The organism is Nocardia macrotermitis (genome assembly GCF_009604405.1).
Lineage (GTDB): Bacteria > Actinomycetota > Actinomycetes > Mycobacteriales > Mycobacteriaceae > Nocardia > Nocardia macrotermitis.
On record NZ_WEGK01000002.1, the window covers coordinates 411,277 to 425,322 of the forward strand.

7 protein-coding genes are annotated in these 14,046 nt (G+C 65.6%); 5 read left to right on the forward strand and 2 right to left on the reverse strand.

Translation table 11 applies throughout. The annotated features are described in order from the left end of the window. Window positions 1-113 precede the first annotated feature (113 nt). A complete protein-coding gene (locus NRB20_RS05605; RefSeq protein ID WP_153408131.1) occupies window positions 114-3,482 on the forward strand; it encodes a hypothetical protein in 3,369 nt (1,122 codons plus the stop codon). Beyond that, window positions 3,479-8,470 (forward strand): DEAD/DEAH box helicase, encoded by a 4,992-nt coding sequence (locus tag NRB20_RS05610; RefSeq protein WP_319944510.1) that lies wholly within the window; start codon window positions 3,479-3,481, stop codon window positions 8,468-8,470. Before NRB20_RS05605 ends, NRB20_RS05610 begins: the two co-directional genes overlap by 4 nt. On the opposite strand, the gene NRB20_RS05615 is transcribed toward NRB20_RS05610, so the two are convergent. Both NRB20_RS05615 and NRB20_RS05620 read right to left on the reverse strand, forming a co-directional pair. Continuing rightward, entirely contained in the window at window positions 8,433-10,667 is a 2,235-nt protein-coding gene (locus NRB20_RS05615) for a 3'-5' exonuclease (protein ID WP_153408133.1), read from the reverse strand. The two genes, NRB20_RS05610 and NRB20_RS05615, sit on opposite strands and share 38 nt — an antisense overlap. 212 nt (window positions 10,668-10,879) lie before the next feature. Then, entirely contained in the window at window positions 10,880-11,467 is a 588-nt protein-coding gene (locus tag NRB20_RS05620) for an LppU/SCO3897 family protein (protein WP_153408134.1), read from the reverse strand. Window positions 11,468-11,518: 51 nt separating this feature from the next. On the opposite strand from NRB20_RS05620, the gene NRB20_RS05625 reads away from it, so the two are divergent. The 3 genes from NRB20_RS05625 to NRB20_RS05635 all read left to right on the forward strand — a co-directional run bounded on the left by NRB20_RS05625 (window position 11,519) and on the right by NRB20_RS05635 (window position 14,002). Next, the gene (locus NRB20_RS05625) at window positions 11,519-11,866 is read left to right on the forward strand and encodes a hypothetical protein (protein WP_153408135.1); all 348 of its coding nucleotides are present in this window, start codon (window positions 11,519-11,521) and stop codon (window positions 11,864-11,866) included. A gap of 530 nt (window positions 11,867-12,396) precedes the next feature. Further along, window positions 12,397-12,663: a hypothetical protein gene (locus tag NRB20_RS05630; protein ID WP_153408136.1), complete on the forward strand. Its 267-nt coding sequence runs from the start codon at window positions 12,397-12,399 to the stop codon at window positions 12,661-12,663. A gap of 112 nt (window positions 12,664-12,775) precedes the next feature. Further along, window positions 12,776-14,002: a PucR family transcriptional regulator gene (locus NRB20_RS05635; protein ID WP_153408137.1), complete on the forward strand. Its 1,227-nt coding sequence runs from the start codon at window positions 12,776-12,778 to the stop codon at window positions 14,000-14,002. Window positions 14,003-14,046 lie beyond the last annotated feature (44 nt).

Consider the following 14,046-nt stretch of genomic DNA (forward strand, 5'->3'; position numbering starts at 1 on the left):
ATCGACGTCATTTCCCGACTACGGGGCAGGCGCTCGGATGCGATCATGTGATGGGCGATGTCGGATAACCGCGGCCGGGTCGGCCGCGGTGGGTGAGTCGAGGTCGGGGGTCGATGGTGGAGTCGTTCGTCTGGGAGCATGCTGGTGATGAGGAATTCATCCTCGCGAAGAAGGTGGGGCGGGTATCGCTGTTCGTCGAGCTGAATCTCGATTCGGACGAGATCGCCAGGGCCCGTGATCTGTTCGCGCAGGTGGTGCACGGACATGAGCGCACCGCCGGGTTCGCACGGATCGTGCAGCGGTTCCCCGCGCTGACTCTGACGACGTTGATCGGCCACGCGGGGCTGGCCTACGAGCAGGGGAGGTATTGGGAGAGTTTCTGGTCCGAACTGGATCTCGCCCGTGACGCGGATTTCGAACAGTTGCTGCGCACCGAACTCGGTACGTTGCTGCGCAGATTCGGGCTTCGTGAATTTCCGGAACTCGGCCACCAGTATGTGCAGGTCATGGCCGTGCACGCGGGTATTCCGGTGCACTGTCTGGGCGATCTGGTCGACGTGATCGAACAGCATATCGCGCACGGCCGGGATCCCAGTGGCGCGGCATTGTTCGAATGGCTGACCGAGCCGGGTATGGGCTACCGCCTCAATCAGCTCGATGTGCCTGTACGCAACTTCCTGCGTTTCGGTGGTGAGGTCGCGGTCGACATCGTCGATCGGATCATCGAATTCGCCGGTTACATGCGCGAACATCCGGACGCGGCCAATGATCTGGGCCTGGACAGTTCGACGACCGGATTACCGGACGTGCTGCTCGACGCGCTCATCGACCGTCTTACGGAACGCCCCTTCGGTTCGTACGCGGTCGCCTCGAATCCCGCGGCCCGGGCTCATCGCCCGACCGTCGCGTATTCGCGTATCGACGACGAGATCGTCGTCGAGGTGCCTTATCCGGCCCGCTCACCCGAGGTGCCGTGGCTGGTGTCGTTCGACGGTGACGTGCGGGAGGTGTATGCCGAACGGGCCTGGGGTTTTTCCGACGACGAGGCGCAACCCACGACCGCGGTCCCGGTACCGCGACGCGTGCGACAGATCGTGCTCACCCATCCGCCTTCGGGCGCGGAACATCGAATTTCTCTGGTGGACAAGGACAATCCGCTGTTGGTATTCGACGAGCGAGGACATCTGCTGGCTCGACGAATGGCGTTGCCGCGCGGTGAGGTGGTCGTCGTGCATCCGCACGACGCGACGCTCTTGGACGCCTACCGCGAGGTGCCGATCATCGCGGTGGAGCAGGCCGTACCCACCGGGTGGCGCGATTGGCGGGCTCGGGTCTGCGATCTCGACGATGTCGACGGCATCCGATTGGAGCGGAAAGGGCAGCTCGGACCGATACAGCAGGTGCGGCCGGTTGGGGCGCCTCGGCTGGATCTCGGCGAACCGATCCCGGGGGTGACCACGTGCACGGGACTGGCGGTGTATGCCGAGCGGCCGACTGTGCTACTGCCGCGCGGCACCGCCGAGGCAACCTGCTGGCGAATTCGGACCCGGCGGGCCCGGACCACGGACTGGCTGACCGACCAGGAACGGGAGGCGGGCGCGGAATCGACCGAGCTGGGTCCGTTCGACGGAGTTCCCGAGGGGCTGCTGGGCTGGTTCGACATCGTCGTGAGCGGTGCGCCGGGTTCTGATCTGCGCCACAGTGTATTTCTCGCCGAAGGTCTGCTCGTCGACCACAGCGAACGGGTAAGAACTCCTGTCGGAGAGGGGCTTTCGAGCATCACCACGGAATTGGCCGGACTCGGCCCGCTGATCCCGGATCGGGACGTCATCGAATTCGACACCGGTATGCGGCAGACCGAGATCCGGGTGTGTTCGGGGGAGCGCAGCGAGCGACTTGTGCTGTGTCCGCCGCTGATCGAACTGCGCGTGGACCGGCACGACGCCGCGGCGCGTTGGCAAACCACTCCGGTGCTGTTGTCCGCCGACGATCTGGCCGACCACGCACACGCGGCGGTGCGGGTGTCGGGTGAGGTCGAAGTCGATGTCGTACTCGCCGACGCGGCCGGTCGGATCGTTCAGACCGAGATGCCGCAAGTATTGCGCGGCAACGTCTTCCGTGTTTCCATTCGCAGCTTCCTGGACACCGCCCGGAGCCTGCGGACCGCGCGGCTGCTCGCCCGCATCGATCTGCCGGACGGGACGACCCGTGAGGTGCCCCTGGTCCTGATCCGGCCGCCGCACCTGTGCACCGGGGTTCGGGTGGACGGGAGTGCGCTGATCTTCGATGGTGTCGCCGGCGCCGAGCTGGGCGCGTTCATCTGGGCGAATTCCGCGCCGTGGCGCGGCCCGTCGCAGGTGACGATCGATGCCGGACGAGCCGAACTGCCGCCCGAATTCGTCGCCGGCGGTCCGTTGACGGTCCAGGTGTTCGTCGACGACCCCTGGGCGTCGATCACCGTGCCCTCCGCACCGGATGCGACGGCGATCCGGGTGGATCAGCCGGGGTGGATGCCGGATCCGGAACCGGATCGTACGCAGCTGTCCCGGTTTCTGTCGGGGCATGGTGAACTCCCTTCGGGCGGAGGTGTTTTCGCCGATATGTGGACCGTGCTCGCTGGCCTCCCGGCGGACGCCGAGCGGATTCGGCCCGCTGTGGCCCACGCGCTCGTCTCGGATGCCCGCTCGGCACTGGAAGCGTTGGGGCAGAGCACCATCGCGCAGCACGAGCACCCGGCGCTGCTGGTCCGGACCGGGTTGGCCGAGTCCGATTTCGCCTCGGTCGTCCGCCACGGATTCCACAGCAATCCGTGGCTGGGCTGCCTGATCGATATCGCGGATCTGCCGCTCATCGCATTGCGCACCGGGATGGACGAGGTACGTGCGGAACTGCGGGGCTATCTCGCAGATCAGGGCGGTCCGGCACTGCTGGAACTACTGTCGGGCAAGTTCGCCAACCCCCGCGTCGGCATCTTCGATGCCAGTGCCGAGTGGATGAACAACGTCGACGACGATCAGCGCATCCGGGCCATCAAGGACAGCTGTGAAATCGTTCCCGGCGCGCTGCTGGACGAGGGTATGCGTCAGGCTGCGATGTTCGAGGCGTTCGCGCAGCGGTTCGCCTGGCAGCATGACCCGGCTCTGATGCGGTTGACCACCGGTTCGTGGGAGCTGCTCGCCGCGCTTCGCCGGGTGTCCGCGCCCGGTTACGACGCGGTGCTGGCCCGCAACGAGGAGTTGAGTGGTATCGACACCACCGAGCTGCCGTGGATGCTCATGTCGATGCAATCGCTGCTGATGGCGATGGTGGCCCGGCTCGCCGCGCGCCGCCGGTTCCGGATCTCACCGATATCGGAGTCGATGCGTTCGGCGTGGGCGCGACTGGCCGAATTGTGTCCGGCGATGGTCGCCGCCGATCTGCTCATCGCCGATGCCCTGTCCTGCTACGAACTCCACGGTGACCTGAACGGAGATGTCCAGTGACCGATCGTCTCGATCCCCTCGCGGCCGCCGCCGATATCGAGGACGGCTACAAGCGGTACTTGAAAACGCTTCTCGCGCCGCGGGTTCCGGACCTGGCCACGGCATTCGACGAAGCTGTCGACCGTACCTCGCTGCTGACCAGGGGACCGCTGCTCGAGCTGACACCGCCCTACCAACCCGGTGCGTCGCTGCGGGAACTCATCGCCGAGGGCGTGTTGCATCCGGGTTTCGTCGAATTCGCCGCCACCATGAGTCTGGACCGGCCGTTGTACCGGCATCAGGAAACCGCGGTGCGCAAGATCGTGGCGGGGCGCAACCTCGTGGTCAGTACGGGAACGGGCTCCGGTAAGACGGAGAGTTTCCTGCTCCCCATCCTCAACGAGCTGATCGCGGAGAAGGCGGCCGGGACGCTGGGCCCCGGTGTGCGGGCGCTGCTGTTGTATCCGATGAACGCGCTGGCCAACGATCAGCTCGAGCGCCTGCGCGGGCTGCTGGCCGCCACGCCGGACATCACCTTCGGGCGCTACACAGGCGAGACCCCGCAGCGGCAGTCCGACGGCGAATCCTCTTACAGCGCACTGCGTCCCGGGAAAATGCGGCTGCCGAACGAGCTGCTGAGCCGGGACGAGATGCGCGCGACACCACCGCACATCCTGCTCACCAATTACGCGATGCTCGAATATCTGCTGTTGCGTCCGCGTGATGTGGAACTGTTCGACGGCGAGTACGCGGGCACCTGGAGGTTCATCGCGCTCGACGAGGCGCACGTCTACGACGGTGCACAGGGCAGCGAGGTGGCATCGCTACTGCGGCGGCTGCGCGACCGGGTCGGGCACGAGCGCCGGGTGCAGTGCGTCGCCACCTCGGCGTCGCTGTCCGGCAGTACCGAGGATCGGCAGGGGATCGAGGCGACGGCCTTCGCGCAGAAGCTGTTCGACGCCGAATTCGAGTTCGTCGACGGCGACCGGGACCGACAGGATCTCGTGACCGCCGCCCGGATGCGTCGACGCGACGAACCGACTTGGACTCTGGACGATGCGAAACTGCTCGAACTCGCCGCACCCGATGCCGAGCTCGGCTGGATCGCGACCAATTCGCCGGTCGGCGATGTCGCGGATGCTCTGCATCGGGAACGGCATATCGCCGATCTGACCGCCCATGCTGCAGCCGGCCCGGTCGAGGTCGACGATCTCGCAGCCAAACTGTGGCCGGGCGATGAACTCGCCTCTCGCAAGCTGGAGGCACTCGTCGCGCTCGGCTCGAGAGTCCGTGACGCCGAGGGGCACTCCAAAGCGCTTGTCAACGAGCGTAATCCGGTGCTGTCGGCGCGGTACCACCTGTTCGTCCGGGCCACCGAGGGCGCGTACGTCAGTTTCGCCGAGGACGGCCCGCGGGTGCTGCTCAGCAGGCACGAGATCGACCCGGTCACGGGACGCGCGGTCTTCGAATTCGGCACCTGTCAGCGGTGCGGCGCGGTCCACTTGGCCGGTGAGCCGACCACCGTCGAGGGTCGTCGGTTCTTCCGTCCCGCCAAACGTGATTCCAAGGTCAAATGGCTGGTGCTGCGGGCGAACGCTGCCGAGGACGTGATCGACGAGGACGAGACGACCCTGTCCGAGGACGACGAATCCGCGAACAGCACCGGTGTGGGTGCGCTGTGCACCGGATGCGGGGTGCTCGGGGTGGGAGCCACCGGCTGTGCCGCCGGCTGTCCCGGCGGACCGGTGCTGCAGGTGCGTGAGCATCCCACCGCACAGCGGGTGATGAGTAAATGCACCGAATGCGGTGCGCGGTCCAGACAGGTGATCAGGCGGCTGCGCACCGATGTGAATGCCGCGCCCGCGGTGATCACCACGGCGCTGTATCAGAACCTCCCGGCGGCGGACGATTTCGAGACGGCCGAGCTGGTGGGTGGTGGCCGAAAGCTGTTGATGTTCTCCGACTCCCGGCAATCGGCTGCGTTCGCCGCGCCCTATCTGGCCAGCACCTACGGGCGGATGCTGGAACGCCGCTATCTCACCGAGGCGTTGCACGATCCGAAGAACTCCGGGGAGTTGCTGTCGGCGGAGGATCTGGCCGCGGATGCTCGGGCGGTCGCGGAACGCGTCGGTCATTTCGACGAGTCCGCCACTCGTTCGACGAGGCTACGCGCGGTGCACCCGTGGGTGATGGCGGAGCTGATGTCGATGGATCAGCGGCAGTCGCTCGAGGGCCTGGGACTCATGGCGGTATCGCTGTTCCGGTCTCGAAAGACCGAAATACCAAGGGGTTTTACCGGTTTGGGCCTGACCGGCGATGAGTTCTGGGGTCTGTTGGAAGAACTCGTGAAGTCGATTCGCCTACAGGGCGCGATGACGTTGCTTCCCGAAGTCGACATCAAGCAGTCCATCTTCGAACCGCGCAATACCCGAATCTACCTGCGGTCGATGCAATCCGATCGCAAGCGACGCATCATCAGCTGGCTGCCCGGCGGACGACCGGGCACCACGAACAACCGAATCCTGTTGATACGCAAAGTATTGGGTGCTTTGGCCGTCGATGTCCCGGCGGAGAAGGTTTTGGAGGGATGCTGGAAGTTTCTCGTCGACCACGGCTATCTGACAGTCCAGAACAATTCCTCCGAAGGCGTGGTGTACCAGCTCGACCAGGAGAAACTGCGTCTCGGTCCCGGCGCGAGCGCTACCTGGTACCGCTGTGATGCCTGCCGCAGGCTGACCACACACAACATTCGCGGGCTGTGCCCGCAGGGTGCGTGTGATGGTGTGCTGGGCGAATATGTCGTTCCCGCAATCGATCTGGATACCAACCACTATCGGACCGCCTATCGAACATTGGCGATGGTGCCGCTGTTCGCGCAGGAGCACACTGCGCAGTGGGAGGCCACCGAGGCCGCGGTCGTGCAGCGCAGGTTCATCGCGGGCGATATCAACGTCCTGTCCTGCTCCACCACCTTCGAACTCGGCGTCGACGTCGGCGAACTGCAATCGGTGATGTTGCGCAACATGCCGCCCAAGACCGCCAACTATGTACAGCGCGCCGGACGCGCCGGACGACGCGCGGCCTCGGCGGCTCTGGTCGTCACGTACGCCAAACGCAGTTCGCACGATCTGTCGAAGTTCCAGAAGCCCGAGTCGATGATCGCCGGCCGGATGCGGATTCCCTGGGTGCCGATCGACAATGTCCGTATCGGCAGGCGACACGCGCATTCGGTTGCTCTGGCCGCGTACTTCAGGCATCGTTTCGACACCGAGGACGAGCGGGAATGGCGTTATGCGGGTTCATTTTTCGAGCCGGACCCCGAGACCGGTGAATCCGCCGCGACGCAGGTTCGCGAGTTCCTGACACCGGTGCCGCCCGAGATCCGGGAATCGCTACGGAAGGTGTTGTCCGCCAATGTGGCCGGGGAGATCGGAGTCGAGACCGACGAATGGGTCGAGACACTGTGTGACCTGCTCGGTAACGCCGAACACGACATCCGCAGTGATATCGCCACTTTCCAGGGCCTGATCGAGGACGCCAAACATGCCGACAAACTGCAACTGGGCGCGCGGTTGCAGAAGACACTGAAAACCATCCGGGATCGGCAGTTGCTCGGCTACCTCGCCAACAAGAACGTGTTGCCCAAGTACGGCTTCCCCGTCGACACGGTCGAACTGCGGACCTCGCACTGTGAGGGCGATATCGGTGCGGCGCTGGAGTTGTCGCGCGACCTCGGCCAGGCGATCTACGAATACGCGCCGGGCAACCAGATCGTGGCCGGTGGCAAGTTGTGGACCTCGCGCGGTTTGCACAAGCTGCCCAAGCGGGAACTCGAAGAGCTGCAATACCGAGTGTGCAAGGAGTGCAACCACTTCGAATGCGGTCACGTCCTCGATGTCGCCGCGGTGTGCCCGAACTGTAAGCAGGATTTCGGTGCCATCCGGACGTGCGTACTGCCCGAATTCGGCTTCGACGCCGACCGGATGCCGCAGGACGTGCGTTCCGAACCGCCACAACGAACTCGGTCGGGTGCCAGCTATGTGGAAACCATCGGCGACAGCTCGGGCGTGTTCTGCTGGCCGCCCGACGGACACGTCGAGGTACAGGCCCGCGCCGGAACCCGGGCGAAATTGGCGGTGATCAGTGAGGGCGCGGGCGGCGGCTTCCGGCTCTGCGCCTGGTGCGGCTGGGCCGAGCCGTACACGAAAGGCAAGGGATCGGCCAAGGCGCACAGCCGTCCTGCCACCGGCACCGCGTGTGATGGTCCCTTACATGTGGTCTCACTGGCACACCGCTATGAAACCGACGTCGCCGAATTCACCTTCCCGGACTTCGCCTACGACAAGGACGCGGAACCAGCCTGGCTCTCCGTGCTCTATGCGCTCTTGGAAGGGGCTTCCGAAGCGCTGGAGATCAGCCGCGACGATATAGACGGGACCTTGTCCTGGAGTGCGGCCGGAAGTCGCAGCATCGTGCTGTTCGATACCGTTCCCGCCGGTGCGGGCGCCGCCAAGCAGATCGCCGAGCAGCTCGAACTGGTCCTGCGCTGCGCTGCGGACCGGGTCCAGCGCTGTGAGTGCGGGGCCGAGACCTCCTGCTATGGATGTCTTCGCTCCTATCGCAACGAATGGTTCCACGACCGACTCACCCGAGCAGGCGCGATGGAGGTGTTCGAGCAGTTGAAACTGCTCGGTACCCAGGCTCCCGCGCCTGAGGATCTGTACGTGGGGGCGGTGCTCGCTTCCCGTGCGGTACGAGAGCTGCTTGCGGATCTGTCCGGCTCCGGGCTGCCTGAGCCGGAGGTCGGCATCGAAGTTGGCAGACACTACTGGCCGGTTGAAATAGCTTGGCCCACAGCGAAAGTCGTGGTCGTCGAAGGTGACGACGACGATCGGGACATCGGGCTGACCGCGGACGGTTTCCAGGTGGTCCGAGTCGAAGGGATGGATGCGGTGAGCCTGCGCGACATGGTCAGCGCAGCAGTTCCGAGCGTTCCCCGGACCAGGTGACGACCAGCTGATCCCGGGCGCGGCTGGCCGCGACATAGAGCAGCGATCGCTCCCGTTGCCGCGCCTCGGCCTGCTCCTCTTCGGGCACCTCCCGCAGCTGGGCGTGTGCCGGAACGTGGTCCTGGTCGACGCTCGCCAGGATCACGCACCGGAACTCCATACCCTTGGAGCGGTGCATGGTGAGAACGTGCACGTGGTTCGGAGTGGCCGGCTCCTCCTCGAGGACCTCCACCTCGATACCGCGTCTCGCCAGCGCATCTCGGAGCGTGTCGCGGCGGTCCCGGCCACGTGTCAGGATCGCGATGCTGTCCGGAGCGATGTGCTCCTGATCCAGCCAGTGCTGGACGCGATCGGCGACGACGTTCGATTCCTCTGTCGCGCTACGACATTCGATCAGCTGCGGGTTCGGGCCGAGACGAGCCGAGGTATATCCGGCGGTGGATTCCTCACCCTCCTCGAGATCTCGGTAGTCGGTTCCCTCGAGGATGGCCACCGCGAAATGCAGATTCTGCGCCGTGGTGCGGTAGTTCAGGGTCAGGCGGCTGGAGCGGCCGCCCCGGATGTTGATGCCGAGCCGGCTGAGTACCACCGGCTGGCCGTAGATCCGTTGATGCGCGTCCTCGGCGATGAACAGGTCGTTGGGGCCCTCGGCCACCAGTGATCGCAATATCCGCCAGTGGGTCGCGTGCAGGTCCTGTGCTTCGTCGACGATGACATGATCGGCGAGATATCCCGCACCGGACTCCGTGCGCAGGCGCAGGTGCGCGGCGGCGACCGCGAGGATTTCCGGGAAGGTCAGTTTCCCCGTCGTACGACCGTGCTTGCGGTACTGCTCGATCACCCGCCAGACCTCGGCCCGTTGCGTTCGCGACAGCCGGACCCCGCGCCCGGCTCGCGGCACCCGCAGATAGTCCTCGAGTGAGCTCACGAGATTCCCGAGTACGACGGTGACGTATTCGGGTTCCAGGAACGACGCGTGGCGTAGCCGTGGATCGAGACTCGTCGCGGCGGAGCGTATGGCTCCTGCCCACCTGTACTTGCCGGTCTCTCGACCCGCGACGACCGGAGCATCCGGACCGAACACCGCTTCGAAGGCCGGGGCGAGTTCGCTCGCCTGGTTGAATACGGCGGCGGCGAGCTTGTCCAGTCCGGCGACGTAGATGCCCGGCGCGCCGGGACGCGGGGCGATCGTGAGGGTGGGATCGAGGATGCGCAGATCCTCCAGCATGGTCAGTGCGAGGGTCTTGTTGTAGGTCGTCAGGACGATCCGCGCGTCCGGATTGCGGTGTGCGAGCTCGCGCGCACGATGCAGTGCCACAACGGTTTTGCCGGTACCCGCACCGCCGGTGAGCCGGAATGCGCCGGGTAGATCCTTTTCGACGTACTTGCGCTGATTCGGATGCAGGAACGTCCGCCACGCGCGGAAATCGCCCTCCTCGATGACGCGGCGCAGTTCGTCGTTGTCATCGATCAGAACGAACTGCATCTTCGTCGCGGGGTGATCGAGTGCGGCCAGGATTTGTTCGCTCTCGTCGAGCGCCGGGTCCACCGGTTGCTCGTTGAAACCGAGGGTCTGTCGGATGTCCTCGATGCTGCGCCCGACCGCCAACTCCAGCAGCGCGTTCTGTTGCCAGATGACATCGGTCGTCTGCGCGGCGGCGAGCACAGCGTCCTGATCGGGTGCGGCCAGCGCGAGCTGCGCGAGTTCCGGTGCCAGGCCCAGTTTTTCGGTGAGATCGCCGACACTGAAACCGACGTGGGCGAGATAGCCTGCGGGTGCCTGTGTGGCCAGTTCGGCGAGTTTGCCGGTTGGGTCGGGGACGACGGAACGTTTCTTGCGATCGTTGCGGCCGTCCAGTTCGCCGATGATCGCCTCGAGCACACCGTTGACCGGATTGACCCGCAATACCGACTGTTCGGCCAGTTTGTTGGCGACGTCGTGCTTCCATGTGCCCAGGTAGATGTAGGTGGTGTCACCGAGTCTGGTGTCGATGCGGAACAGGATGGCGCGGAAATTCAGGTCGACCCGCCCGGTGCGGACCTTGGGATCGGCCGCACCCTTGACCCGTTCGATGTGCAGCCCGGGCGCGGTGTCGTCGAGTCCGACCTTCTGGATGAAATCGAAGATCTTGCCCTTGATCGACCCGTCGAGCTTCGGCATCGATCTGCTGTTCACCCCGTTGACCACAAATGCCATCGCTACGCCTCGATCCCCTGTCTGCGCGCGTCCGCTCGGGCCCGCCGCACTCCATCGATAAGTTCCCGGGCCATCCTAATTCGTGGGATGAGCGGATGTGCGTTGTACCGGTGACGATGATGTGGTGATCCGGTGCGCTGCAACGGGATTCGACGCAATCGGCCCCGGACACCCGCACACGCGGGACGTCCGGGGCCGATCGGGTGGCTCGGTCAGTTGACGGAGCTGAGGCAGACGACCATTTGTTCGGGCTTGGAGTAGGTGAGGTATTTGGTGGCTGCGTTGCTGCAGGTGTCGGCGCTGGTGGTGCCGGTCAGGACGTTGGTCACGCGGTAGTTGGCTTCGGAGCTGCCGCAGGTGACCTTGGTGGTGTTGTCGAACTGTTTGTCGAGGCAGTCGCCCTCTTTGACGTTCAGTTGCAGGCAGAGGTTGTAGCCGCCGGAGCCGGTCTGCCAGACGCTCGCGTAGTTGCCGTCGGGGCAGCTGGAGCTGCTCTTGTCCTGGCGTTCGGCGACCTTGTAGTTGGCGTCGATGCTGCCGCAATCGGTGATGTCGACCTTGGGGTCGGTGTTGGTGCCGCCGACCTTGACGCACTGGCCGACCTGGGCCTTCTCGGCGTCGGGCTTGTTGACCTGGTGACAGCCCCAGCTGACCAGGTAGATCAGGCCGACCACGACGACCAGGCCGATCAGCGAGCCGAAGGCGGAGATCAGCCGGCGGCCCGCGCCCGCGGCACCGGCGGCGAGTGCGGAACCCGAGCCGCCACCGGTGAACGGCGGCTGTCCGCCCGGGGTGAGCATCGGGGCCTGTGGATAGGCGTTCGGGTCGTAACCCGGCTGCCCGGCAACCGGTTGTCCCTGTGGATAAACCGGCTGACCCTGCGCGAAGTTCTGCTGTCCCGGCTGGAGATAACCGGGCTGTGGATAACCCGGCTGTCCCGGTGTCTGCCCCACCTGGATCGTCGGGTCGAGCCCGGGCTGCCCGATATGAACCGTCGGGTCAGCTTGTTGTGGATAAGCGCCCTGATCTGCTTGTTGTGGATAACCCGGCTGTCCCCAGCCTGGCTGACCCGAAATCTGCGCGGTCGGGTCGGCCTGGGGATAACCCGGCTGCCCCGGAACCGGCTGACCCGGCTGTGGATAACTAGGTTGTCCGGGCTGTGGATATCCGTACTGCCCTTGCGGATATCCGGGCTGTGACACAGTCTGATCGGTCCCGTCCTGCGGGTGCCCGGACTGTCCCGACGGGTTGTTCGACGGTCCCGGCGGGGGTTGCGGTTGCATTCGTGGCGTCCTTCACGGTCTCTCGTCCACCAGGGGTGCGAGATTCCCGCGGCCCGGCACCCTCGCGTGCCACCGCCACACCCCGTCGGTCGCCGAGCACCGCCGAGCGAACACGAATCCACAACCGGCAACCGCCGCCTGCACAGTGTTCCCCCGACGTTCCTCGACACGACCGACGAAACGTTACCGTCGCACCACAGCGGTTGCCACTGCGTGGGGGTCCGGATGCGGATGCCCCGGTCCTGCTATCGCGCCGCCACCCGCGCACCGCCGGAGAACATCGAATCGTGGATCTCGAAGCTCGCCGGGACGGTTCTGGGCGAGACGTCGAACGCGATGGCCACCGCAACCGAGTTGCCCGGGTTGATATCGGCGAGACGATGAATTCCCCCTGAGCCTGGCGACGCAGGATCTCGTTGTCCCCCAACGTCTTCACGGGAGAGTCGATGCCGGTGACGACGAACGAGAACTTGCCGTCGCGAACCTCCGATCCGGCCGTCGCGGCACTCGGCCTGGTCGGCGCACCGGCCGACGCCCGCGGCTCGGCTGCCACCGCATTCGTGGTGCTGCCGCTCGCCGAGTGCGACGACTTACCCGCGACCCCGACGATCCCGAAACAACCGCCGCACATAAGGATCAACGCGCCGATCAGAATCCACGGCCACACCATCCGTTTGCGTGGCGGCTGGGGCACGTACGGCGGCGGAGGATAGGTTCGTGAGCCGTACGGTTGCTGGTCCGGAGGCTGGGGAGTGGCCATCGCGATTCTTTCGTCGGGTTCGTGGCCGCGTCGACCCCACCGGCAACCCGGTAGCATCGCACCCCGTGGCTCATCGTGAACCGGATCCGGACCTGCTGGCCCTGCTGCGTGTGGTGCGGCCGCGGCTCGAGGAGGTTGTCGCGTTGGAGGCGGCGGCTATTCGGGGGACGATCGATATGTATCGGGACGAGTCGATGGTTTCCGATGAGAAATTGGCTATGTCGTTGCGTAGCAGCACTGTTCGGGTGATCGATTATCTCGAGTTCGGGGGTGTGCCCGATCTGAGTGTGGCGTATCAGTTGGGGCGGGCGCGGGCGGCGATGGGGGTGCCGTTGTCGGAGGTGTTGCGGGGGTATCGGGTTGCTTTCGCGGCGTTCTGGGAGTGGATGCTGGGGGTGGCGCGGGAGTCGGGGGAGCGGGCGGTGGGCGCGCTGATCGACGCGGTCGGGCGGATCTGGGAGGTCAACGACGAGTATTCGACCTCGACGACGCTGGGGTATCGCGACGAGAAGACCGATCAGACCGTGGCGTTGGATCGGCGGCGTTCGGCGTTGGTGGCGGGGTTGATCGACGGCACGCTCGGGGATCAGCAGACCACCTGGGAGATCGGGCAGCTGCTCGAAATGCCTTATGGCGGAGCGTTTCTCGTGGTGGTGGCGGAGATTCCGCAGACCGATGTCGCGGCGCTACCGCATCTGGAGGGGGTGCTGCGGGGGTACGACATCAAGTCGGCGTGGCTCTCGCAGTACGACCGTGAGGTCGGCATCGTGCACCGCAACCGGACGCACACCGCCGCGAGTGTGCTGGAGTTGATCGAGGCCAACGCGACGTCGCGGGTCGGGGTGAGCCCCGAGTACACCCGCCTGGACCGCACCTCTCGCGGCGCGAAGTTCGCCAGTATCGCGTTGGAGGCGCTGCCGGCCGGGTCGACCGGCGTCAAACAGCTGCCCGACACTCCGCTCGGCGAACTGGTGCTGAGCCACCCGGATACGACCCGTCGTTTCGTCCGGCGCGTGCTCGGCGGAATCCTGGCGATGCCCGACGACGACCGCAGCACCCTGCTGTCCACCGCGCAGGTCTGGCTCGAGGCGCACGGTTCGGCCGCCGAGGCCGGTCGGGTCCTGTACTGCCACGAGAACACCGTCCGCTACCGCATGCGACGCGTCGAGGAACGGCTCGGTATCTCCCTGGACGATCCGTTCAAACACGCCGAATTCGCCGCCGCGATCGAGGCGATCCAACTCTTCCCGGATCTGTCGAAGGTGCGTCTGGACGCCGAGCGGGACGGCTGAACCGCGTCCGGTCCCGTCCGGATTCGCGCTGAACGCCAGCGTGT

Coding starts and splice junctions, on each gene's coding strand:
- NRB20_RS05605 (WP_153408131.1), top strand. CDS start 114: ATGGTGGAGTCGTTCGTCTGGGAGCATGCTGGTGATGAGGAATTCATC.
- NRB20_RS05615 (WP_153408133.1), bottom strand. CDS start 10,667: ATGGCATTTGTGGTCAACGGGGTGAACAGCAGATCGATGCCGAAGCTC.
- NRB20_RS05620 (WP_153408134.1), bottom strand. CDS start 11,467: ATGCTCACCCCGGGCGGACAGCCGCCGTTCACCGGTGGCGGCTCGGGT.
- NRB20_RS05630 (WP_153408136.1), top strand. CDS start 12,397: ATGCCGGTGACGACGAACGAGAACTTGCCGTCGCGAACCTCCGATCCG.